Raw genomic sequence first — 21,125 nt, 5'->3', positions numbered from 1 at the left:
CATATGTAGGTAAAGGCTAGTCCTTGCGCCACGTCTTCGCAGATGAAAGCTGTCAGAACGCGCACCACTACATGGTGCTCGGTGCCCTGATCCTTCCTGGCACCCTAGTGCAGGAAGCCGAAACCGGACTGCGGCAGGTGCTCGAGTCGCACCGCATGCACGGCGAGCTTAAGTGGACGAAAGTCAGTAGAGGGAAGCTGCCTGTATACGAGGAGTTCGTTGCGCATTACTTCGATGTCCTCGTGCCACGAGGTGCTGAATTTCACTCCTTAATCCTGAACTGTCACGGCCTGAACCACCGAAAGTTCAACAATGGCGACCCTGATCTTGGCTACAACAAGTTCATGTTTCAGCTGCTCTTCCACCGTGCAGCAGTGCCATATGGTGAGTACGAGAAAATCGTCGCCGATCTCGACTCACGCAATTCGAATCGAAATCCCTACGAACTGGAAACGATCTTGAACAGTGCATCCAGCAGAAAGTTCGATCGCCAGCCGTTTACACGGGTTGCTCATCGAGATTCGAAAGGGACTCGCCTGCTGCAGTTGGCAGACCTACTTACGGGCGCGGTCGCATGGCACAAGAACGATCACGATGCGGCAGAAAATCCAAGCGCAGCCAAATGCTCGCTTGCGACTACTGTCGCGAACTGCGCAGGACGTTTGCGACTGGGCAATGAAACACCAAAGACCGAGCGCCGCATGGGCGTCTGGAATTTCAGGCTCAGGTGAGAAAAAGAAGGCGCCCGACAGCCTAGACCACAAGGGCCGCGACCTATGCCGTTTCCCCTACCGTGGGTAGGGGCTTCGGCTGCCGGGGGCGCTGTCGAATCGTCGTGCTCCGGCACTGATCTGTCAACAACTTATTCACAGCTTCTAAAGCGACTTGTGGATAACTTTTCATTGGCGAAAAGTGGCGGAAAGGAGTCAGAGAACATTTCAGGAAAAGCGGAAAACGCGGGTGGGAAAACCCGGATCAGAGTCGACTTTCCAATCATCGCGGGATCTGCGCGCATAATCGCGATATCAGCCTCTCTCCAGGGAGTGCAGAACATGCCAGGCAAGCACGCTGATCGCGCTTCGGCCGTCCGCTCCGGGAACAGCGGGGTGCATGGACTGAAACGCCTCTTTCCCGGCGCCGTGTTGTTCGCGCTGCTCGCCGGTTCGACCGCGGCGATGCCGCCACCTGCATCCGCGGGAACGCACACGGCGGCGGCGTCCCACGACCAGATCGCCAGCAACGACGGGACGACGCTGTACGTGCAGGCGGTCGGACGCGGCAGCCCGGTCGTGCTGCTGGCCGGCGGCCCCGGCCTGAATCCCGTGTACATGCAACCCGTGTGGGAGGATCTGGCCCGCCGCCACCGGGTGATCGTCTTGCACCAGCGGGGAACCGGGAAGTCGATCCTCCCGGTGGTCGATGCCGCACACCTGTCGGTCGACGCTTACGTCGATGACCTGGAGGCGCTGCGCAAGCACCTGGGCCTGCAGAAACTGGTGCTGGTGGGCCACTCCTGGGGCGGGATGCTGGCGATGCTGTATCTCTCCAGGCAGCCGGCGCGCGTGGAGAAGCTGGTGCTGTTGGATCCGGGCGGTCTCGACCCGAGTTTCGTGAAGCCGTTCGGCGAGAACTTGCGGGCAAAGCTGACCGAAAGCGACCTGGCCATGCTCCAGGCGGGGCAGGCGGCGCACGACCCGAACCTGGAACTGAAGGCTAAGTGGCCGGGCTATTTCTATGATCGAGACCGCGCGCTGGCCACCCGATCCGGCGCGGACGGCGCATTCGGCCAGGACGGCGTCGGCAAGTTCGCCATGCCCAGCTACTTCGCCAATTCCGAGACGATGATCCTGGCGTTGAAAGGCGCAGGCTCGGTTCCGGTGATCCTGATCAAGGGCAAGCAGGATCCGATCGACGAATCCGTTGCCACGTCGATCGCGACCGTGTTGCCGCAAACCGAGATCAAGCTGATCGACGAATGCGGCCACTTGCCATGGCTGGAGCGCCCCAAGCAGGCCGACGAGTTCTACGGGTTGCTGCATCGCGCGTTGGAATAGGACGCAATCCGGTTCACGTGCGGCCGTTCGCGGTTGCGTTTGCCTGACCGCACGCGCGGCCGACGATCCAGCCGACCATCGCATCGAACCGCTCCTGGTCCAGCGCATGCCCGCGCTCGACCCGCAGCTCGGTGATGAAATCGCCGGCGACCCGCGCCACCACCTGGTCCGCATCCCGCGAATACTTGTCCTGCGTGCCCGACACCACCAGCGCCGGCCGCGGACCGATGGCGGACAGCAGGTCGTGGTGGCCGAGTTGGCGGGCCAGCCCGGGCACGGTTTCGAACAGCAGGATGCCGGTGCCTTCGCGCAGGCGCGTTTCGAAACTGCAGACCGCGCCGCTGATGCAGGCGAACCGGCAGCGCGCATCGACGGCAGCGTGGTACAGCGCGGTGGTGCCGCCATACGAGTGGCCCGCCACGCCCACGTGCGCTGCATCGATCCCGCAGGCCTGCAGCAGCACGCTCAGCGCCCGCTGCGCGTCGTCCAGGCATTTGCGCATCAGCAGGTCGCCTTCCAGCAGGCGATGGCTCATGGCGTTGTAGTGCTGCAGCCAGTCGTGGAAGTCCGGTTCCGTGCCCTGCACCGCGCCGCGCCGGTCTTCGAAACTGATCGCATCCGGGGCGAGCACGGAGAGTCCCCTGCGCGCGAGCGCCGGAGCGAAGGCCTGGAACGGGTCGCCGACGATGCCGGCCACCTCGCTCTTGCCGAAATGGAACTCGCCGTTGTGCTGGTGGAAGACGACCACGCCGCCATGCGCCGCGCGCCCTTGCGGAGTGAACAGGAAGGCCGGGATGCGGTCGCCTTCGAGGCCGCGGTATTCGATCCGTTGCCGGTCGAAGCCGTCGCAGGCTTCGACTGCGCCGCGCTGGAAGTCCACGGGCACGGGCTCGGCGAGCCGCAGGCGCTCTCGAAGCAGCGTGGCCATGTCATCCATGGGCGGCGATGATAATGCGCATTCGAAAACGCCCACGTTCCGCAGCCCGTGTCGATTCCGCGCACCCTGCATCGTCGTCAAGGCATCCCACCCGGAGAACCCCCATGCAATACCTCGGCCTGGCCTACTTCACCCCCGAACGATTCGCCGAACTGTCGCCGGACGAGGTCAAGGCCTTGGTCAGCCAATGTCCGGCGCTGGACGAGAAGATGCGCGCGACCGGCAAGGTGCTGGTCTCCGCGTCGCTCGGCGACCTGGAGCACTGGCGCACGCTGCTTCCGCAGGCCGGCAAGACGCGCATCACCGACGGGCCCTACACGGAGTCCAAGGAAGTGGTGGGCGGCCTGTTCATCATCGAGGCGGACAACCATGACGAGGCGCTGCGCATCGCCGCGATGCATCCGGCCGCGCAGATTGGCGAGCAGGGCGGCTGGGCGGTCGAGCTGATTCCGCTGGAGTTCTATTTGGCGCGATGAACCGGGCGCGCTGGTGGTCGGGTGCGGGGCCTTTGGCCCATTGCGTCCCGCTCACCACACCAGGTCGTCGGGCACCTTGAACTGCGCGTAGTAGGCATCGTCCTCGGAGGTGTCCGCGCTGGCGTCGCCGTCCGCGCCCTGGCCGTGGTCGAGCACGATCATCCCGGCATCGCGTTCGCGCACCTTGTCGCCGGCGGCGCGCGGCAGCAGTGCATGGCGTTCGCCCACGCGGGCGATCACCAGCGCGCCGGTGGACAGCTTCCTGCGCTGGTCCTCGTCGACCAGGATCGTGCGGATCGCGCCGTCGCTGCTGAAGCGGTATTCGATCTCGCCCGCTGCGGGCAGCCGCTTGTCGTCGACGATCTGCCGCGCCTGCGCGCGCAGTTCGGCGATCCGCGACTGCGCCTTGCGCTCGCGTTCCAGCGCGCGGTCGCGCTCGGCCTTGTCGGCGCGGGCGCGTTCGGCGTCCAGCGCGGTTTCGCTGGGCGCCGATCCGGCCTTGGCATGCCGGGCCAGGTGCTGTTCGCGCGCGACCGCGGAGACCTTGGATTTCTTGACCAGGCCGGCCTTGAGCAACTGTTCCTGCAGGGGATTTCCCTTCGCCATCGCGCGCTTTCTTGTGGGTGTTTGCTTGGCCCATGATACGGCCATCGCCGCCGACGCCCGCCCGATGCAGCCCCTGAAATACCTCACCGGCTACCCGCCCCACGTGCAGGCGCGCGTGCGCGAACTGCTCGCCGAAGGCCGGCTGGGCGCGGTGCTGGCCGACAGATACGGCGAGCGGCATGCGGTGCGCAACGACGGCCAGCTGTACGCCTACGTGCAGGCGCTGAAAGAGCGCTACATGCGCAAGGCGGTGCCGCTGGGCAAGGTGCTGTACGACGGCAAGCTGCAGGTGGTGAAGCATGCGCTGGGCACGCATACCGCGATCTCGCGGGTGCAGGGCGGCAAGTTGAAGGCCAGCCGCGAGATCCGTATCGCCTCGGTGTTCCGCGATGCGCCCGCCGAGTTCCTGAAGATGATCGTGGTGCACGAACTGGCGCACCTGAAGCAGGCCGAGCACGACAAGGCGTTCTACCAGCTGTGCACGCACATGGCGCCGGATTACCACCAGCTGGAATTCGACCTGCGCCTGTACCTGACGCAACTGGATGCGGCGAAGGCGGCGGGACCCGCGCCGCCGCCGCCGCCGGCTTGACCGGCCATCACGGCGATGGCCCTACGATGGCCGCACGTCCATCATCCGGAGCCGGCCATGGCCGAGCGCAGCCCGCATCCCGTCTCGCCGAACAATCCCTGCCCGTTCCTGCGCGCGCTGGTGGCGCAGGGCCAGCTGGACAACCGCGCGGCGACGATCGGCGACGCCACCCGGGCGATCGAACAGATGGCGGCCACCGGCGAAGGCGAGCCGCAACTGCCGGGGCTGGCGATCCGGCTGATCGCCCTGCTCGCCAACGGCCTCGGTCCCGGCGCGCTGCTCGACAACGCGCTCAACGGCGTGCGGCTCAACAAGTTGCGCGACGGGCCGTTCGACAAGAAAGGCGTGGGTTCGCGGATCCTGGACGCGCGCGGGCGCGTGCGAACGGCGGAACTGGATCGACTCGCGGGTTTCGCCAGCCGCAAGCGGACGGCAACCGGCGGCCACGAGTTGGGCCTGGATGCCGATGAGCTGGCCGCGATGATGGATGCCAACCTCGCGCGCGCCGGCGACCGCGCGCGGCCGGTCGATCGGCAATTGATGAACGGCGAATGGCCGGTGCTGCTGCAGGTGATGGGCAAGGAGGGCAAGCGCGGCCGCTACCTGAGCGTGGCCGAAGTGCGCAGCCTGTTCATCGACCGGCGCTTGCCGGCGCGCATGCGCAAGCGCCTGGGCAAGCCAGCACTGTCGCGTTGACGCGCCATCCACGACACTCGCCCATCGCCGCGCCCGGAGCCCGCATGGATACCACCGAAAGCAGCATGACCAACCTGTTCCTGCAGCTGGGGCTGCCGGCGGGCAAGCACGAGATCGCCGCCTTCATCCGCGACCACCAGCTGCCGGAAGACGTGCGCATCGCCGAAGCCGGGTACTGGAACGATGGCCAGCGCCAGTTCCTGCGCGAGGAACTGGGCGAGGACGCGGACTGGGCGATCGTCATCGACGAACTCAGCGAGGCGCTGCATGCCGATGCGGTGGCGGCGCGCGCATGAGCACGGCCGTCGCCACCCGCTTCAAGGCCAGGCTGCTGCGCCCCGCGCAGCCGGACAAGGCCACCTGGACCTTCCTGCTGCTGCCCGCCGCGGCCAGCGCGGAACTGCCGACGCGCAGCATGGTCACGGTCGAAGGCACGTTCGCCGGCCAGCCTTTCGTCGCCACCCTGGAGCCCGACGGCAACGGCAGCCACTGGCTGAAGGTGGACAAGGCCTTGCGCGAGAAGGCCGGCGTCTGCGCGGGCGAGATGGTGGCGCTGCAGATCGCGCCGGTGGCGAAGGAACCCGAGCCGAAAGTGCCGGCCGACCTGAAGGCGGCGTTGGCCGCGAACGCCGGCGCGAAGGCGACCTGGAAGGACATCACCGCGGTCGCGCGCCGCGACTGGATCCACTGGATCGGCTCCGGCAAGAAGGCGGAGACGCGGGTGAAGCGGCTCGGCGTGGCGATCGACAAGCTGGCCTGCGGCAACCGCCGCGCCTGCTGCTTCGACCGCTCCGGCCGCTACAGCAAGGGCAACATGGGTGCGCCGGAAGCGGCCGTGGAAAAGGGCGCAGAGTGAATTGCGCGCCGATGGCGCTGATCGAAGCGCAGGGCTGGGCCGCGAAACTTCACCCTGACCGCTGTTCCTGCGGCAGCGGCCGCATGCGCGAGAACGGATAGCCGTTGCAGCCGGTCTTCGGCGCGTCGCGGCGGGCGGTGTCGGCGCGCTCGGCATCGGCCTGCGTCGGCGCATTCCAGGCGCTCAGGCAGAACGCCCACTGGTACGGCGGCATGCCCGGCAGGGCCATCCAGTCGATGCGCGTCCAGCGGCCCGGATCGCTGCGGTTGCCGGCGTCGTTGCGGGCGATCAGGTATTGCCCATCGGGGTGCCAGGCCACTACCCGGTAGCGCGTGCCGGGGCGTTGCAGCCATTGCAGCGCATCGACGCGATGGCCGATGCCGTAGTCGTCGACGAATTCGCCGAGCAGCATCGGCGGCGCAGCCGCGGCCGCGCGCGGCGCGTGCGCAGCGCAGCCGGCGGGGCCGACGAGTGCGGACAGCAACAGGGCGTGGGCAGGACGCATCGTCCCGGCATCGATCCAGCGAAGCAGTGGTGGCGATGGAAGCGCATCTCAAGCGCGACTTCCGGCATCTTGCCAGCGATCGCGCGCGGCTTAGACTCCGCCGCATTCCCCGCACCGGAGTTCGCGATGAGCCAGTGGCACCTGCACGACACCGCCAGCAACCAGCGCCTCGGCCCGATGGACACCGATGCCGCGCGCGCCGCCGCGGCGCGCAATCCGTCGCTGCTGGCGTGGAAGGAAGGCATGGGCGATTGGCTGCCGGCGCGCAACATCGCCGAGCTGGTCGATGGCGTGCCGGGCGATGCCGCCGCCGCGCCGCCGCCGCCGCCGCGCAACGGCGGCAAGGGCCGCGCCGACGAGATCGACTTCCGCATCCACGGCCAGGAGATGCAGTTCGTCGAGATCGAGCTGGACCCGGGCGAGTCCGCCATCGCCGAAGCCGGCGCGCTGATGTTCAAGGATTCCGCGGTGCAGATGGACACCGTGTTCGGCGACGGTTCCGCCAGCGGCCAGGGCGGAGGTTTCATGGACAAGCTGCTGTCCGCCGGCAAGCGGGTGATCACCGGCGAGAGCCTGTTCACCACCATGTACACCCACGCCGGCAGCGGCAAGGCCAAGGTCGCGTTCGCCGCGCCGTACCCGGGCACGGTGATGGCGATGAAGCTGGACGAGCACGGCGGCCGCATCATCTGCCAGAAGGACAGCTTCCTGGCCGGCGCGCGCGGCGTGCAGGTCGGCATCCATTTCCAGAAGAAGGTGCTCACCGGCCTGTTCGGCGGCGAGGGCTTCATCATGCAGAAGCTCGAAGGCGACGGCTGGGTGTTCATCCATGCCGGCGGCTGCGTGGTGGAGCGCGAGCTGGCCGCGGGCGAGCGCATCGACGTCGATACCGGCTGCGTGGTCGGCTACCACGCCACGGTGAACATGGACGTGCAGCGCGTGGCCGGCCTGAAGAGCATGTTCTTCGGCGGCGAGGGCGTGTTCCTGGCCACCCTGACCGGGCCGGGCAAGGTGTGGCTGCAGTCGCTGCCGTTCTCGCGCCTGGCCGGGCGCATGCTGGCGGCGGCGCCGCAGCAGGGCGGTTCGCGTGGCGAAGGTTCGGTGCTGGGCGGGATCGGGCGGATCCTGGACGGCGACAACGCGTTCTGACCCGCGGAGCGGGATGGCGTTCGTCGCGCCATCCCGGGTTTCGTCGCAAATCGCTTGCGCATGCCGAGGGCGTGTTGCGATGGTGCGGGCGCTGCATGTGCAGCGTCGCCATCGCGGGAACCGATATCGTGAAGACCCTGATCGCCGTCACGGTGTGGTGCGTGTTGCTGGTGCTGTGCTGGCCGCTGGCCGTGCTGGCGCTGGTGTTGTGGCCGGTCGCATGGCTGCTGTCGCTGCCGTTCCGCCTGGTCGGCATCACCTTCTCGGCGTTGTTCGCCTTGCTGCACGCGCTGCTGACCTTGCCTGCGCGGTTGCTGGGCTGGAAGCCGAAGGCCGGCGAAGCCGCCCTGGCGTGAGCCGCATTCGGTTTGGTGCAGGCGCAGTCAGCTGGATGAGCGGTTCATGAGCGTGCAGGCGCGCATAACGAAGCGTTGATGCCGCGGGTACGGGCGCTTCGGCATCGTGGTGGGCGTCGGCAGAGGGAACGGCCGGCTCCCCCACGAGAAGAAGGAGCATCAAGATGGCGGTCAAGAAGGATCACAGCATCGGTGAAGGGACTGGCGCGGTGGCAGGTGCGGTTGCGGGCGCGGCCGTGGGTTCGGCGGCGGGCCCGGTCGGCACCGTGGTGGGTGCGCTGGCCGGCGGCGCACTGGGCGCGAAGGGCGGCGGAGCCTTGGCCGAGGCGGTCAACCCGACCGCGTACGACGCCCATTTCGAGAAGCGCTACAAGACCGCGCCGTACTACGTGAGCGGCAGCGAATGGCGCGACTACCAGCCGGCCTACAAGTACGGCTACGACACCTACGGCCAGTACGCGGGCCGCAAGTTCGAGGAAGTGCAGGACGAGCTGGAGCGCGGCTGGGACGCCACCAAGGCGAATTCGCGGCTGGCATGGTCGGAAGCCAAGGGCGCGGTGCGCGACGGCTGGCACCACATCGAGCGCGCGTTGCCGGGCGATTTCGATCGCAATGGGCGCTGAGCCGCCGCGAAGGCGGACATGCGCCAAGGCATGCATCGACCGGAGGCCGCCGCAAGGCGGCCTTCCTCATTGGGCGCGTTACCATGCGCGCCTGCCATCCGCCCCGGAGCCGCCATGTCCGACGACAACAATCGCGACGACAGCCGCCACGACGTCACCCGCCAGCAGGCGGAGGACGCGGTGCGCACGCTGCTGCGCTGGTCCGGCGACGACCCGACCCGCGAAGGCCTGCTGGACACGCCCAAGCGCGTCGCCAAGGCCTACGAGGACTGGTTCAGCGGCTACACCCTGGATCCGGACGACTACATGGCGCGCACCTTCGAGGAGGTGTGCGGCTACGACGAGATGATCGTGCTGCGCGACATCGACTACGAAAGCCATTGCGAGCACCACATGGCGCCGATCATCGGCAAGGTCCACATCGGCTACCTGCCGGCCGGCAAGGTGGTCGGCATCAGCAAGCTGGCGCGGGTGGTCGAGGCCTACGCACGCCGCTTCCAGGTGCAGGAAAAGATGACCGCGCAGATCGCCAACTGCATCCAGCGCGCGCTGCAGCCGCGCGGGGTGGGCGTGGTGGTGGAGGGCGCGCACGAATGCATGACCACCCGCGGCATCCACAAGCGCGGGGTGTCGATGGTGACGTCGAAGATGCTCGGCAGCTTCCGCGACGATGCGCGCACCCGCGCCGAATTCCTGCAGTTCATCGACGTGGGCCCGGGTCGCTGAGCGATTGACGGGTTAATTTAGCCCGGATAATATTCGCGCCTCGTTCGGAGGCGTGACCATGTCCCATCCCTCGTTGCGCTGCACTGCCTTCGCCGGGCCCAGCCGCATCGCCAGTGGCGAGTTGCGCCACGTCGCGCTGAAGGCCAAGCAGGCCTTCGATGCCGGCAAGCCGGTGCTGGTGTTCGAGGACGCCAGCGGGCGGGTGGTCGAACTGCCGCTGGAATTGCCGGCCGCCGATTTGCTGAAACGGCTCGCGGAACCGGCCATCGCCGGCCCGGCCGACCCCGGCAAGCCGGCGCCGCGTGGCCCGGGACGGCCGAAGCTGGGCGTGGTCGCGCGCGAGGTCACCCTGCTGCCGCGGCACTGGGATTGGCTGGCGGCGCAGCCGGGAGGCGCCTCGGTGGCGCTGCGCAAGTTGGTCGAGGATGCGCGCAAGGTGTCGGCGGACGACGACCGCCGCCGCGCCGCGCAGGAAGCCGCCTACCGGTTCATGCAGGCATTGGCCGGCAACGAGGCGGGTTACGAAGACGCCGCGCGCGCGCTGTTCGCCGGCGACATCGGCAGGTTCGAGGAACACAGCGCGACATGGCCGGACGATGTGCGCGAACATGCCGCGCTGCTCGCCGCCGATGCGTTCCACCACTGACCCGCCCCCTCGACAACAAGAACAACACGGGATTCCCCACGTGAACGCACCGCTCGCCCACGGCGCCCGCAAGGCCGCGCTGGCCTTCATCTTCATCACCGTGCTGATCGACGTGCTGGCGTTCGGGGTGATCATCCCGGTGCTGCCGCACCTGGTGCAGCAGTTCGTCGGCGGCGATACCTCGACCGCGGCGTACTGGACCGGTGCGTTCGCCTTCGCGTTCTCGCTGGTGCAGTTCTTCAGCGCGCCGATCCAGGGCGCGCTGGCGGATCGCTACGGCCGCCGCCCGGTGATCCTGGTGTCCTGCCTCGGCCTGGGCCTGGACTTCATCTTCATGGCGCTGGCGCCGAACCTGGCCTGGCTGTTCGTCGGCCGCATCATCAGCGCGATGACCTCGGCCAGCTTCACCACCGCCAATGCCTACATCGCCGACGTCACCGCGCCGGAGCAGCGCGCCAAGAGCTTCGGCATGATCGGCGCCGCGTTCGGGCTGGGCTTCATCGTCGGCCCGCTGATCGGCGGCGTGCTGGGCGACATCAACCACCGCCTGCCGTTCTGGTTCGCGGCCGGGCTGGCCCTGCTCAATTTCTGCTACGGCCTGTTCGTGCTGCCGGAATCGCTGGCGAAGGACAAGCGCACGCCGCGCTTCGACTGGGCGCACGCCAAGCCGATGGGCGGGGTGAAGATGCTGCGCCTGTATCCGCAGATCTGGGGCCTGGTGGCGGTGGTGTTCATCGCCAACTTCGCCCACTACGTGTACCCGAGCACCTTCGTGCTGTTCGCCGACGCCGCCTACGGCTGGAAGGAGAAGCAGGCCGGCTACGTGCTGTCGGTGGTCGGCGTGCTCAGCGTGATCGTCAACGTGCTGCTGGTGGGGCGGCTGGTGAAGGCGCTGGGCGAGCGCCGCGCGCTGATGTTCGGCCTGGCTTGCGGCACGCTGGGGTTCCTGATCTACGGCCTGGCCGGCAGCGGCTGGATGTTCATGCTCGGCCTGCCGATCAGCGCGTTGTGGGCGATCGCCGCGCCGGCGACGCAGGCCCTGATCACGCGGCAAGTCCCGGCGGATGCGCAGGGCCGCATCCAGGGCTCGATGAGCAGCCTGGTCTCGCTGGCCGGGATCTTCGCGCCGGCGGTGTTCGCCGGTGCGTTCGGCTTCTTCATCGGCCCGCATGCGCCGCTGCACCTGCCCGGGGTGGCGTTCCTGATCGCCGCGATGATGCTGGCGATCGCGGCCTTCGTCGCCTGGCGCTTCACCGATGCCGCGCACCTGCCGGCGCCGGACGCGCCGGCTGGCGCGGCGCTGGCGGAGACCGACTGAGCGGCTAACGCCCGCTTCACGCGGGGCTCACCGGCGCCGATCATCGGCGGCGCCAAACTCGCGGCATTCCCCAGGCAAGGAGTGCCGCGATGGCCGTCTGCGTGACCTGCGGCAACGACTACGACAAGTCGTTCACCGTGCATACCTTCGAAGGCAAGAGCCTGGCCTTCGATTCCCTCGAATGCGCGATCCACGCGCTGGCGCCGGTCTGTGCGCATTGCGGCTGCAAGGTGATCGGCCATGGCGCCGAGCACGCCGGCACCATGTACTGCTGCGCGCACTGCGCGAGGCGGTCCGGCGTGCAGGGCATCGACGACCGCAGCTGAGGCCGGTCAGCCGCAGCCGATGCGTTCGATCTTGCCGGCGTCGTCGAGATAGAGGTTCAGGCGGCCGGCCAGGTATTCCATGGTCACCATCTGGCCCGGCTTGAGCGTGCGCACGCTGTCGGCGCCGGCGTCCTTGCGCGCGGCTTCGACCATCGCCGCACTGGCGGCATGGCCGAGGTGCTTCTGCGCGGCATCGGCATTGCATTGGCCGGCGGCTGTCGGGGCGCTGCCGGTTGGCGGCGTGGCGGCGCAGGCGGCCAGCAGGACGGCGGGCAGCAACGCGAGCATGGACCTGGACATGGCGGATTCCTCGGAGTGTGACGGGATGAACATGCCGCAAGCGGGCTGAACGATACGCCCATGGCTTCCGGCATGGGGGCGTGGCGTTCGTGGCCGCTAGCATGCGGGATCACCTCCATAGCCCGGAACCGCACGATGCGCCGTCGCCTGTTGCCCCTCGCCCTGTCCCTGCTGCTCGCCGGCGCTGCCTCCGCGCAGCAGGCGTTGCCGCCGATCCCGGCCGCGCGCGACGTGCCGTACGCGCCGGGCGCGATCGCGGTGGAGGTGGATGCCAGCAACCTCGGCCAGCGCATCTTCCGGGTCAGGCAGACCATCCCGGTGCAGGCCGGGCACCTGGTGCTGCTGTATCCGCAGTGGCTGCCGGGCAACCATGCGCCGCGCGGGCCGATCGACAAGATCGCAGGCTTGGTGTTCACCGCCAACGGGCAGCGCCTGGCGTGGAAGCGCGATCCGCTGAATGTGTACGCCTTCCACCTCGACATCCCGGACGGGGTGAGCTCGCTGCTGGCGCAGTACGACTACCTCACGCCGACCGACGGCGCGCAGGGCCGGGTGGTGATGACGCCGAGCATGCTCAACCTGCAGTGGAACGCGGTGCTGCTGTATCCGGCGGGTTACGCGCAGAACCAGGTGCAGTTCGACCCGCGCGTGAAGTACCCCGCAGGCTGGCAGGCCGGCACCGCGCTCGACGTCGAGCGCCGCGAGGGCGACACCGTGGTCTACAAGCGCGTGCCGCTGGAGATCCTCGCCGACTCGCCGGTGTATGCCGGCAAGTACTACAAGCAGATCGATCTGGCCCCGGGTGCCAAGGTGCCGGTGCGCCTCAACGTGGTCGCCGACGACGCGAAGTACCTGGAGACCAAGGACGAGCACATCGCCCAGCATCGCGAACTGGTGCGGCAGGCGGTGAAGCTGTACGGCGCCCAGCACTACGACCACTACGACTTCCTGCTCTCGCTGTCCAACCAGATGGCCGGCAACGGCCTCGAGCACCAGCGCTCCAGCGAGAACGGCCAGGACCTCGGCTACTTCAGCGACTGGGACAAGAAGAAGGGCAGCGACGACCTGCTCGGCCACGAGTACACCCATTCGTGGAACGGCAAGTACCGTCGCCCCGACGGGCAGGGCGTGGCCGACCTCAACACCCCGCTCGACGACAGCCTGATGTGGGTCTACGAAGGCCAGACCCAGTACTGGGGCAACGTGCTGACCGCGCGCTCCGGCCTGCGTTCGATCGAGCTCGGCCGCGACGAACTCTCGAATGTCGCCGCGACCTATGCCCAGGGCCGTCCCGGCCTGGCCTGGCGCAGCATCCAGGACACCACCTACGACCCGGTGATCGCCTCGCGCAAGCCCAAGCCCTATACCAGCTACCAGCTCAGCGAGGACTACTACCGCGCCGGGCAGATGATCTGGCTGGAAGCGGACGTGCTGATCCGCAGCAACACCGGCAACAGGAAGTCGCTGGACGATTTCGCCAAGGCGTTCTTCGGCGTCGACGACGGCAAGTGGCGGACGCCGAATACCTACTCGTTCGATGACGTGGTCGCCACCCTCAACAGCGTGTACGCGCACGACTGGAAGACCTTCCTGCGCGACCGCCTGGACGGCAAGACCGGCCTGGTCGGCGGCATCGAGGCCAGCGGCTGGAAACTGGTCTACAAGGACAAGCCCAATGGCCAATCGCGCGGCAACGGCGATGGCGACTACGTCTATTCGCTGGGCCTGAGCCTGGGCAAGGACGGCAAGGTGTCCACCGTGTTGTGGGACAGCCCGGCGTTCAACGCAGGCATCGGCAGCGGGATGAGCGTGGCCGCGGTCAACGACGTCGAGTATTCGGACGATGCGCTGAAGGATGCGGTCAAGGCCGCCAAGACCGACAAGGCGCCGATCCGGTTGCTGCTCAAGGAGTTCAACCGCTATCGCACGGTGAGCATCGACTACCACGGCGGCTTGCGCTATCCGGCGCTGGAGCGCATCCAGGGCAAGCCGGATTACCTGACGCCGATCCTCACCGCGAGGAAGTAAGCGCACGCGCCGGCTGCGAGTCCGCTCGCCGCCCCGGCTTGCGCGCCGTGGATTGCTGCCATTGAATGGCGGCAATCCCGCAAGCAGGGCCATGCCGTGCGCACCAGCCGCCTGCTGACGATCCAGATGCTGCTGGAAACCCGCGGGCGCATGAGCGCGCGGGCGCTGGCCGATGCGCTGGAGGTGTCGGTGCGCACGCTGTATCGCGACGTCGACCAGCTCGCCGCCGCGGGCGTGCCGATCTATGCCGAGCGCGGGCGCAATGGCGGCTTCCGCCTGATGGAGGGATGGGCCACACGCCTCACCGGCTTCACCGCCGCGGAAGCGCAGGCCGTGTTCATGAGCGGCTTGGCGGGACCTGCCGCGCAACTCGGGCTTGGCCAGGAAGTGGCCGATGCGCAACTGAAATTGCTGGCGGCCCTGCCGGCGCCGCAGCGCGGCGATGCGCTGCGCCTGCAGTCGCGCTTCCACCTCGACACCCTGGACTGGTATCGCGAAGCCGAACCCACCCCATGCCTGGCGGACGTCGCGTCGGCGGTGTGGGCGGCGCGCCAGCTGCAGGTCGATTACGAAAGCTGGCGTGGCAGGATCCGGCGCACCCTGCATCCGCTGGGCCTGGTGCTGAAAGCCGGCGTCTGGTACCTCGTCGCCAGCGTCGAAGGCGCGCCGCGCACCTACCGCATCGCCAACATCCGCGCGCTGCAGGTGCTGGACGCGCGCAGCGAGCGCCCGCGCCGCTTCGACCTGGCCGCCTACTGGGCCGATGCCATGCAGCGCTTCGAACGCGAGCTCTATGCCGGCAAGGCCACCGTATTGGCGACAGCGGCCGGCTTGCGCGAACTGGCCAGGCTCGGCGCGGCCGTCGCGCGCGCGGTGGCGGGTGCACGGCGACCGGCGAGCGCCGATGGCCGCGTGCGCGTCGCCATCCCGACCGAAACGGTGGCCCAGGCGGCCGCGCAATTGCTGCCGCTGGCGCCGGATGTCGTGGTGGTCGCGCCGGCCGCATTGGTCGATGCGGTCGCACTGCGCCTGCGCGATATCGCCCGCTGCTACGCGGCGCCCGCCCGCCTGCCGCGAAAATCCGCCGCCCGCCGGAAAAGCTGACGCTGCCTGTCAGGTATCGCGGCGCAGCCTGCGCTGACGCGGATCGCCGCGCATCCGGAGCACATCCCATGGGCATCGCACCCGACGACCTGCAGCGCCGCACCCTGCTCAAATCCGCCATGGCCGGGCTGGCGGTGGGCTTCGCCGGTGCGGAACCGGCATCGGCCGCCGACATCCAGCCGCCGCTGCGCGGCAAACCCGGCGACTTCGATTTCCTCAGCGGCGAATGGCGGATCCACAACCGCATGCTCGAGAAGGGCGAGTGGATCGAATTCCCGGGCGAGGCCACCGTGGTCGGCATCCTGCAGGGCATCGCCAGCATCGAGGAGTTGCGGATTCCCGCGCGCGGATTTTCCGGGATGGGGCTGCGCCTGCTCGACGTCGAGAAGCAGGTCTGGTCCGATCACTGGGTCAACGCGAAATCGGGCGTGGTCGCCGTGCCCGGGCAGTCGGGCGGGTTCGTGGACGGCGTCGGCACCTTCACCTCGCAGGACATGGATGGCGAGACCCGCGTCATTTACCGCGGCGTGTGGGATCGCATCACCGGGACGTCGTGCCGCTGGTTCCAGGGCTATTCGCGCGACGGCGGCACGACCTGGGCCGATACCTGGTTCATGGACTGGACGCGCGCCTGAAGCCTCGCCAACCGGGACGCCCGCCTGCGCGGGTCTCCCGGTTGGCCTCGTGCCGGGGGACGGCGGGCTCAGGCCGCCTGCACCACCCGCAGCGGGTTGTCCCATTCCTTCAGCAGCTCCGCCTCGCGTGCCTTGGCCTTGTGCAGGTGCGCTTCCTTGACGTGGCCGTAGCCGCGGATGTGCTCCGGGATGCTGGCGATGTCGGCGGCCAGGTCGACGTTGCCGCCGTCGAGCTTGTTGAGCAGCAGGGCGATGGTCTTTTCGTACTCGCCGATCAGCGCGCGCTCGCCGCGGCGTTCGGCGGTGTAGCCGAACACGTCGAGCGGGGTGCCGCGCAGGCCGCGCAGCTTGGCCAGCACGCCGAACGCACCCAGCATCCAGCTGCCGTATTCCTTCTTCTGCAGCTGGCCTTGCGCGTTCTTCCTGGCGAACAGCGGCGGCGCGAGGTGGAACTTCAACTTGTAGTCGCCCTCGAACTGCTGTTCCAGCCGGCGCTTGAAGTCGCCGCTGGTGTACAGGCGCGCCACTTCGTACTCGTCCTTGTAGGCCATCAGCTTGAAGAAATAGCGGGCCACGGCTTCCGACAGGTCGGTGCTGCCCGGCGCCTTCGCGCTTTCCACCGCGCGCACCTTGGCCACGAAGTCGGAATAGCGCTTCGCGTACTTCGCGTTCTGGTACGCGGTGAGGAAGGCGACGCGGCGCGCGATCACCTCGTCCAGCGAACGCGACAGGCGCGCATCGTCCAGCGGCAGGAACGCGACTTCGCCGCCGTTGCTGGCGGGCACATGGCGCAGTTCGTCCTCGCTGCGCAGGTCGGCGGTGAACGGGGTCAGGCCGGATTCGCCGGCGTCGTTGTTGGTGGCGCCCAGCATCGGCAGCGGCAACGCGGTGCGCTCGGCGTTCGTCGGTGCATTGCGCACGATGCCGGCGGCGTCGATCACCGCGGGCAGATCGACCACGGCCAAGCGGCCCCAGGCGAACGCGGTCTTGTTCATCTCGACCGCGGCGCCGTTGAGTTCGATCGCGCGCATCAGCGCCTCGAAGCTGATCGGCACCAGTCCCTGCTGCCAGGCGTAGCCGAGCATGAACAGATTCGCGGCGATGGCATCGCCCATGAGCGCCGTTGCGATATGCGTCGCGTCGATCTGCAGCGGCGCCTCGCCGCCCAGCGCGGTGCTCACCGCCTTGACGATGTCGGCGGCGGGGAACTGCATGTCCGGGCGGGTGGTGAAGGTGCCCGGCATCGCCTCGTAGGTGTTCATCACCACAGTGCTGCGCTCGGGGCGGATCTTCGACAGCACCCAGTAGTCGTTGACCACCACCATGTCGCAGCCCAGCACCAGGTCGGCTTCGCCGGCGGCGATGCGCACGGCGTGGATGTCGGCCGGCGACTTGGCGATGCGGATATGCGTGGTCACCGCGCCGCCCTTCTGCGCGAGACCCGTTTGATCCAGCACGCTGGAACCCTTGCCTTCCAGGTGCCCCGCCATGCCGAGCAGCGCGCCGATGGTCACCACGCCGGTACCGCCGACGCCGGTGATCAGGATGTTCCACGGCTGCGACAGGTCGCTGCGGATCTGCGGTGCCGGCAGCGAGTTCAAGCGATCCGCCGCATTCGCCTTCTTGCCCTTGCGCGGCTTGCCGCCGTGCACGGTGACGAAGCTCGGGCAGAAGCCCTCGACGCAGCTGTAGTCCTTGTTGCAGTTGCTCTGGTCGATCTCGCGCTTGCGGCCGAACTCGGTGTCCTTCGGCAGCACGCTGACGCAGAAGCTCTTCTGCCCGCAATCGCCGCAGCCTTCGCAGACCAGCGAATTGACCACCACGCGCTTCTGCGGGTCGACGATCTTGCCGCGCTTGCGGCGGCGGCGCTTCTCGGTGGCGCAGGTCTGGTCGTAGATCAGGATCGAGACGCCCTTCACCTCGCGCAGCGTCTTCTGCACGGCATCGAGGTCGCGGCGGTCGTGGAACGTCACGCCGCTCGGGAAGATCGAGGGATCGGTCCACTTGTCGATGTCGTCGCTGACCAGCGCGATCGTCTGCACGCCTTCGCTGCGCATCTGGTGGGCGATCTGCGGCACGGTCAGGGTGCCGTCCACCGGCTGGCCGCCGGTCATCGCCACCGCGTCGTTGTAGAGGATCTTGTAGGTGATGTTGACGCCGGCGGCGATGTTCTGGCGGATCGCCAGCGAACCGCTGTGGAAATAGGTGCCGTCGCCGAGGTTCTGGAAGATGTGCGGGGTGTCGGTGAACGCCGCTTGCCCCGCCCACGTGACGCCTTCGCCGCCCATGTGGGTGAAGGTGTCGGTGCTGCGGTCCATCCAGGTCACCATGTAATGGCACCCGATGCCGCCCTGCGCGCGCGAACCTTCCGGCACCTTCGTCGAGGTGTTGTGCGGGCAGCCCGAACAGTAGTGCGGCACGCGCGGGAAGTTGGCGCGCGGCAGCGCGAGTTCGCCTTCCTTGTTTTCCATCCAGCGCAGCACATCGCGGATGTGCTCGCTGTCGTGGAAGCGCTGGATGCGCTTGGCCATCACCCCGGCGATGCGGGCCGGTGTGAGTTCGCCGGTGGACGGCAGGATCCATTCGCCGGCTTCGTCGTACTTGCCGACGATGCTCGGGCGCTGGCCGTCGAAGTTGTAGAACAGTTCCTTGATCTGCGATTCGATGAAGGAATGCTTTTCCTCGACGACGAGAATGTCTTCCAGCCCGCGCGCGAAGGCGCGAATGCCCTGCGGCTCCAGCGGCCAGGTCATGCCGACCTTGTACACGCGGATGCCGAGGTCGCGGCAGGCGGTGTCATCGAGGCCGAGGTATTCCAGCGCCTGCAGCACGTCGAGATACGACTTGCCGGTGGTGACGATGCCGAGCCGCGCGTTCGGCGAGTCGATCACGATGCGGTCAATGCCGTTGGCACGCGCGAACGCCTGCGCGGCCTTCACTGCGTAGCGATGCAGGCGCATCTCCTGGTCCAGCGGCGGGTCCGGCCAGCGGATATTGAGGCCGCCTGCCGGCATCTCGAAGTCGGCATCGCCCGGCAGCACGATCTGCATGGCGAACGGATCGACATCGACCGAGGCCGAGGATTCCACCGTTTCCGCGATGGTCTTGAAGCCGACCCAGCGCCCGGTGAAGCGCGACATCGCCCAGCCCAGCAGGCCCATGTCGAGGATGTCCTGCACGCCGGCCGGGTTGAGCACCGGCATCATCGCGCTGACGAATTCGTGTTCGCTGCCGTGCGGCAAGGTGGAGCTGCGGCAGTTGTGGTCGTCGGCGGCCAGCGCCAGCACGCCGCCGTTGCGCGAGGTGCCGGCGGCGTTGGCGTGCTTGAACACGTCGCCGCAGCGGTCCACGCCCGGGCCCTTGCCGTACCACATGCCGAACACGCCATCGACGGTGGCGCCGGGGAACAGGCCGGGCTGCTGGGTGCCCCAGACCATGGTCGCGCCGAGGTCCTCGTTGAGGCCGGGGGTGAACTTCACCTTCGCGGCTTCCAGGTGCCTCGATGCCCGCCACAGCTCCAGGTCGAAGCCGCCCAGCGGCGAACCGCGGTAGCCGCTGATGAAGCCGGCGGTGTTCAGCCCGGCGCGTTCGTCGCGCAGCTTCTGCATCAGCGGCAGGCGCACCAGCGCCTGCACGCCGCTCAGGTAGATGCGGCCCTGGGTGCGGCGGTACTTGTCCTCCAGCGTGTAGTCGGGGTCGACCACGCTGCGGGTCAGGGCGGTGTTCGCCGACGAGGGCGAGGAGAGTTCGGCGGTGCTGGTCATGGCGGGGGTTCCGGACAGGCGAAAAACGCCGCGGGGGCGGCGTTCGAGCAAAGACTCGACATTTTAGCAGCCGGGTGCGGGTCGCCCGGCGGATGGCCCGCACTTGGCCAACACCTCCGGTCGGCCGCCCAGCCGCCGCCGGAAAGCGCCGTTGGCGGGATCACTTGCACGGGCATCGCGCGGCTGGGGTAGGCTTGGCTTTCGCCGACGCGCTGGGGAGCGCCGCATGGCCTTGAAGGAACTGCAGGTGATGGTGGTGGAGGATCACGGCTTCCAGCGCCGGATCGCGGTGCGCCTGCTTGCCGAACTCGGCGTGGACAAGGTGCTGGAAGGCGCCGACGGCCTGCATGCGCTGGAGGTGTTGCGGCAGCAGGCGGCGCCGCCCGACGTGGTGCTGGTGGACCTGGACATGCCGGGCATGGACGGCATCGAATGCATCGGCCACATCGCGCAGGAGCGGCTGGCGCGCGCGGTGGTGGTGGTCAGCGCGCTGGATCCGGCCCTGCTCAACACCGTGCAGACCATGGCCCGCGCCTATGGCCTGCGCGTGCTCGGCAGCGTCGAGAAGCCGCTGACCCGCGACAAGCTGGAAGCGGCGCTCAACCGCTTCGACCAGCACTCCGGCGAGGAACCGGACGATGCGGTGGCCGAGTTCGGGGTGGAGGCGCTCACCGAGGCGCTGCGCAACGGCGAGATCACCGCCTGGTTCCAGCCGCAGGTGGAGTTCGCCAACGGCAAGGTGATCGGGGTGGAGGCGCTGGCGCGCTGGGAGCGTGCCGACGGCAGCCTGGTGCGGCCGAACCATTTCGTGCCGATGATGGAACGCGAAGGCTTGGCCAACGCGCTGACCGACCGCATGCTGGACGAGGCCTGCAAGTGGAAGCAGCGCTGGGACCATGGCGGGCACCGGCTGAAGCTGTCGGTGAACGTGTCGGCGATGGCGCTGGCCGATCCCTCCGCGGCGGACCGCTACCAGGCGATCGTGGAAAGCCACGACATCGAGCCCGAGGAAGTGATCCTGGAGATCACCGAGAGCTCGGTGATGTCGGATGCCGCGCGCGGCCTGGGCCTGCTGGCACGGCTGCGGCTGAAGGGCTTCGGCCTGTCGATCGACGACTTCGGCACCGGCTATTCCTCGCTGGCGCAACTGGCGCAGATCCCGTTCACCGAACTCAAGATCGACCAGGGTTTCGTGTTCGGCGCGCATGCGCAGCCGCGCAAGCGCGCGGTGGTCGAGGCCAGCCTGGACCTGGCGCGCAAGCTGGGCCTGACCACGGTCGCCGAGGGCGTGGAGAGCATCGAGGACTGGCAGATGCTGGCCGAACTCGGCTGCGACATCGCCCAGGGCTACCTGATCGGGCGGCCGGTGCCGGGCAGCGAGTTGCAGGCCGTGATGAACCGTTGGCGGCGGCCGGTGCACTGAATCGG

At 68.2% G+C, this 21,125-nt stretch carries 23 protein-coding genes; 18 read left to right on the top strand and 5 right to left on the bottom strand.

Going from position 1 to position 21,125, the window contains the following annotated elements; translation table 11 throughout:
* The first annotated feature begins 23 nt into the window (after positions 1–23).
* Together FHQ07_RS08365 and FHQ07_RS08360 are read left to right on the top strand one after the other, a co-directional pair.
* Positions 24–731, top strand: a complete 708-nt coding sequence (locus FHQ07_RS08365) for a DUF3800 domain-containing protein (protein WP_139716376.1) — start codon at positions 24–26, stop codon at positions 729–731.
* A 171-nt stretch (positions 732–902) separates the two neighbouring features.
* Complete coding sequence (locus FHQ07_RS08360) at positions 903–2,054, top strand: alpha/beta fold hydrolase (protein WP_168191518.1); 1,152 nt, start codon at positions 903–905, stop codon at positions 2,052–2,054.
* A gap of 13 nt (positions 2,055–2,067) precedes the next feature.
* On the opposite strand, the gene FHQ07_RS08355 is transcribed toward FHQ07_RS08360, so the two are convergent.
* Complete coding sequence (locus FHQ07_RS08355) at positions 2,068–2,991, bottom strand: dienelactone hydrolase family protein (RefSeq protein ID WP_168191517.1); 924 nt, start codon at positions 2,989–2,991, stop codon at positions 2,068–2,070.
* A gap of 104 nt (positions 2,992–3,095) precedes the next feature.
* Between FHQ07_RS08355 and FHQ07_RS08350 the strand changes: the two genes are divergently transcribed.
* Positions 3,096–3,467 carry a YciI family protein gene (locus tag FHQ07_RS08350; RefSeq protein WP_139716373.1) on the top strand — a complete coding sequence of 124 codons (372 nt, stop codon included), beginning with the start codon at positions 3,096–3,098 and terminating at the stop codon, positions 3,465–3,467.
* Positions 3,468–3,518: 51 nt separating this feature from the next.
* On the opposite strand, the gene FHQ07_RS08345 is transcribed toward FHQ07_RS08350, so the two are convergent.
* Positions 3,519–4,073 (bottom strand): DUF2058 domain-containing protein, encoded by a 555-nt coding sequence (locus FHQ07_RS08345; RefSeq protein ID WP_139716372.1) that lies wholly within the window; start codon positions 4,071–4,073, stop codon positions 3,519–3,521.
* Positions 4,074–4,137: 64 nt separating this feature from the next.
* On the opposite strand from FHQ07_RS08345, the gene FHQ07_RS08340 reads away from it, so the two are divergent.
* From FHQ07_RS08340 to FHQ07_RS08325, 4 genes are read left to right on the top strand one after another with little or no spacing between them, the layout of a single operon-like run.
* Entirely contained in the window at positions 4,138–4,665 is a 528-nt protein-coding gene (locus tag FHQ07_RS08340) for a YgjP-like metallopeptidase domain-containing protein (RefSeq protein ID WP_139717963.1), read from the top strand.
* Between the two features lie 57 nt (positions 4,666–4,722).
* On the top strand, positions 4,723–5,361 hold the full coding sequence (locus FHQ07_RS08335) for a hypothetical protein (RefSeq protein WP_139716371.1): 639 nt from the start codon (positions 4,723–4,725) through the stop codon (positions 5,359–5,361).
* Positions 5,362–5,405: 44 nt separating this feature from the next.
* On the top strand, positions 5,406–5,657 hold the full coding sequence (locus FHQ07_RS08330; protein WP_139716370.1) for a DUF2789 domain-containing protein: 252 nt from the start codon (positions 5,406–5,408) through the stop codon (positions 5,655–5,657).
* Positions 5,654–6,217 (top strand): YdeI/OmpD-associated family protein, encoded by a 564-nt coding sequence (locus FHQ07_RS08325; protein WP_139716369.1) that lies wholly within the window; start codon positions 5,654–5,656, stop codon positions 6,215–6,217. Before FHQ07_RS08330 ends, FHQ07_RS08325 begins: the two co-directional genes overlap by 4 nt.
* 49 nt (positions 6,218–6,266) lie before the next feature.
* Here the strand turns inward: FHQ07_RS08325 and FHQ07_RS08320 are convergent, their stop codons facing one another.
* Positions 6,267–6,722: a hypothetical protein gene (locus tag FHQ07_RS08320; protein ID WP_139716368.1), complete on the bottom strand. Its 456-nt coding sequence runs from the start codon at positions 6,720–6,722 to the stop codon at positions 6,267–6,269.
* Between the two features lie 126 nt (positions 6,723–6,848).
* On the opposite strand from FHQ07_RS08320, the gene FHQ07_RS08315 reads away from it, so the two are divergent.
* From FHQ07_RS08315 to FHQ07_RS08285, 7 genes are all read left to right on the top strand, one after another.
* Complete coding sequence (locus FHQ07_RS08315) at positions 6,849–7,871, top strand: TIGR00266 family protein (protein ID WP_139716367.1); 1,023 nt, start codon at positions 6,849–6,851, stop codon at positions 7,869–7,871.
* Positions 7,872–7,999: 128 nt separating this feature from the next.
* Positions 8,000–8,227, top strand: a complete 228-nt coding sequence (locus FHQ07_RS08310) for a hypothetical protein (RefSeq protein WP_139716366.1) — start codon at positions 8,000–8,002, stop codon at positions 8,225–8,227.
* A gap of 164 nt (positions 8,228–8,391) precedes the next feature.
* On the top strand, positions 8,392–8,850 hold the full coding sequence (locus FHQ07_RS08305) for a hypothetical protein (RefSeq protein WP_139716365.1): 459 nt from the start codon (positions 8,392–8,394) through the stop codon (positions 8,848–8,850).
* A 114-nt stretch (positions 8,851–8,964) separates the two neighbouring features.
* Complete coding sequence (folE, locus tag FHQ07_RS08300; RefSeq protein ID WP_139716364.1) at positions 8,965–9,576, top strand: GTP cyclohydrolase I FolE; 612 nt, start codon at positions 8,965–8,967, stop codon at positions 9,574–9,576.
* Between the two features lie 58 nt (positions 9,577–9,634).
* The gene (locus FHQ07_RS08295) at positions 9,635–10,222 is read left to right on the top strand and encodes a DUF2239 family protein (protein WP_139716363.1); all 588 of its coding nucleotides are present in this window, start codon (positions 9,635–9,637) and stop codon (positions 10,220–10,222) included.
* 40 nt (positions 10,223–10,262) lie between these two features.
* Complete coding sequence (locus FHQ07_RS08290) at positions 10,263–11,540, top strand: TCR/Tet family MFS transporter (RefSeq protein ID WP_425476899.1); 1,278 nt, start codon at positions 10,263–10,265, stop codon at positions 11,538–11,540.
* 89 nt (positions 11,541–11,629) lie between these two features.
* A complete protein-coding gene (locus FHQ07_RS08285) occupies positions 11,630–11,866 on the top strand; it encodes a hypothetical protein (RefSeq protein WP_139716361.1) in 237 nt (78 codons plus the stop codon).
* 6 nt (positions 11,867–11,872) lie between these two features.
* On the opposite strand, the gene FHQ07_RS14665 is transcribed toward FHQ07_RS08285, so the two are convergent.
* Positions 11,873–12,166 (bottom strand): I78 family peptidase inhibitor, encoded by a 294-nt coding sequence (locus tag FHQ07_RS14665; protein WP_338419604.1) that lies wholly within the window; start codon positions 12,164–12,166, stop codon positions 11,873–11,875.
* Between the two features lie 135 nt (positions 12,167–12,301).
* On the opposite strand from FHQ07_RS14665, the gene FHQ07_RS08275 reads away from it, so the two are divergent.
* The 3 genes from FHQ07_RS08275 (at position 12,302) to FHQ07_RS08265 (ending at position 15,933) form a co-directional block, all read left to right on the top strand.
* Entirely contained in the window at positions 12,302–14,194 is a 1,893-nt protein-coding gene (locus tag FHQ07_RS08275; protein WP_139716359.1) for a M61 family metallopeptidase, read from the top strand.
* A gap of 96 nt (positions 14,195–14,290) precedes the next feature.
* Positions 14,291–15,298, top strand: a complete 1,008-nt coding sequence (locus FHQ07_RS08270; RefSeq protein WP_139716358.1) for a helix-turn-helix transcriptional regulator — start codon at positions 14,291–14,293, stop codon at positions 15,296–15,298.
* A 68-nt stretch (positions 15,299–15,366) separates the two neighbouring features.
* Positions 15,367–15,933, top strand: a complete 567-nt coding sequence (locus tag FHQ07_RS08265) for a hypothetical protein (RefSeq protein WP_139716357.1) — start codon at positions 15,367–15,369, stop codon at positions 15,931–15,933.
* A gap of 68 nt (positions 15,934–16,001) precedes the next feature.
* On the opposite strand, the gene FHQ07_RS08260 is transcribed toward FHQ07_RS08265, so the two are convergent.
* A complete protein-coding gene (locus tag FHQ07_RS08260; protein ID WP_139716356.1) occupies positions 16,002–19,697 on the bottom strand; it encodes an indolepyruvate ferredoxin oxidoreductase family protein in 3,696 nt (1,231 codons plus the stop codon).
* Positions 19,698–19,923: 226 nt separating this feature from the next.
* Between FHQ07_RS08260 and FHQ07_RS08255 the strand changes: the two genes are divergently transcribed.
* Positions 19,924–21,120 carry an EAL domain-containing response regulator gene (locus FHQ07_RS08255; protein ID WP_139716355.1) on the top strand — a complete coding sequence of 399 codons (1,197 nt, stop codon included), beginning with the start codon at positions 19,924–19,926 and terminating at the stop codon, positions 21,118–21,120.
* Positions 21,121–21,125 lie beyond the last annotated feature (5 nt).

Source organism: Thermomonas aquatica, from assembly GCF_006337105.1.
GTDB classification, from domain to species: domain Bacteria; phylum Pseudomonadota; class Gammaproteobacteria; order Xanthomonadales; family Xanthomonadaceae; genus Thermomonas; species Thermomonas aquatica.
Note: the sequence above shows the minus strand (reverse complement) of the source record. Positions and strands in the feature narration are given on the sequence as shown.

Excerpts from the sequence above, each read along its gene's own strand:
- FHQ07_RS08355 (WP_168191517.1), bottom strand. The coding sequence starts at position 2,991 with ATGGATGACATGGCCACGCTGCTTCGAGAGCGCCTGCGGCTCGCCGAG.
- FHQ07_RS08350 (WP_139716373.1), top strand. The coding sequence starts at position 3,096 with ATGCAATACCTCGGCCTGGCCTACTTCACCCCCGAACGATTCGCCGAA.
- FHQ07_RS08345 (WP_139716372.1), bottom strand. The coding sequence starts at position 4,073 with ATGGCGAAGGGAAATCCCCTGCAGGAACAGTTGCTCAAGGCCGGCCTG.
- FHQ07_RS08340 (WP_139717963.1), top strand. The coding sequence starts at position 4,138 with ATGCAGCCCCTGAAATACCTCACCGGCTACCCGCCCCACGTGCAGGCG.
- FHQ07_RS08335 (WP_139716371.1), top strand. The coding sequence starts at position 4,723 with ATGGCCGAGCGCAGCCCGCATCCCGTCTCGCCGAACAATCCCTGCCCG.
- FHQ07_RS08330 (WP_139716370.1), top strand. The coding sequence starts at position 5,406 with ATGGATACCACCGAAAGCAGCATGACCAACCTGTTCCTGCAGCTGGGG.
- FHQ07_RS08325 (WP_139716369.1), top strand. The coding sequence starts at position 5,654 with ATGAGCACGGCCGTCGCCACCCGCTTCAAGGCCAGGCTGCTGCGCCCC.
- FHQ07_RS08320 (WP_139716368.1), bottom strand. The coding sequence starts at position 6,722 with ATGCGTCCTGCCCACGCCCTGTTGCTGTCCGCACTCGTCGGCCCCGCC.
- FHQ07_RS08315 (WP_139716367.1), top strand. The coding sequence starts at position 6,849 with ATGAGCCAGTGGCACCTGCACGACACCGCCAGCAACCAGCGCCTCGGC.
- FHQ07_RS08305 (WP_139716365.1), top strand. The coding sequence starts at position 8,392 with ATGGCGGTCAAGAAGGATCACAGCATCGGTGAAGGGACTGGCGCGGTG.
- folE (WP_139716364.1), top strand. The coding sequence starts at position 8,965 with ATGTCCGACGACAACAATCGCGACGACAGCCGCCACGACGTCACCCGC.
- FHQ07_RS08295 (WP_139716363.1), top strand. The coding sequence starts at position 9,635 with ATGTCCCATCCCTCGTTGCGCTGCACTGCCTTCGCCGGGCCCAGCCGC.
- FHQ07_RS08285 (WP_139716361.1), top strand. The coding sequence starts at position 11,630 with ATGGCCGTCTGCGTGACCTGCGGCAACGACTACGACAAGTCGTTCACC.
- FHQ07_RS14665 (WP_338419604.1), bottom strand. The coding sequence starts at position 12,166 with ATGTCCAGGTCCATGCTCGCGTTGCTGCCCGCCGTCCTGCTGGCCGCC.
- FHQ07_RS08275 (WP_139716359.1), top strand. The coding sequence starts at position 12,302 with ATGCGCCGTCGCCTGTTGCCCCTCGCCCTGTCCCTGCTGCTCGCCGGC.
- FHQ07_RS08265 (WP_139716357.1), top strand. The coding sequence starts at position 15,367 with ATGGGCATCGCACCCGACGACCTGCAGCGCCGCACCCTGCTCAAATCC.
- FHQ07_RS08260 (WP_139716356.1), bottom strand. The coding sequence starts at position 19,697 with ATGACCAGCACCGCCGAACTCTCCTCGCCCTCGTCGGCGAACACCGCC.
- FHQ07_RS08255 (WP_139716355.1), top strand. The coding sequence starts at position 19,924 with ATGGCCTTGAAGGAACTGCAGGTGATGGTGGTGGAGGATCACGGCTTC.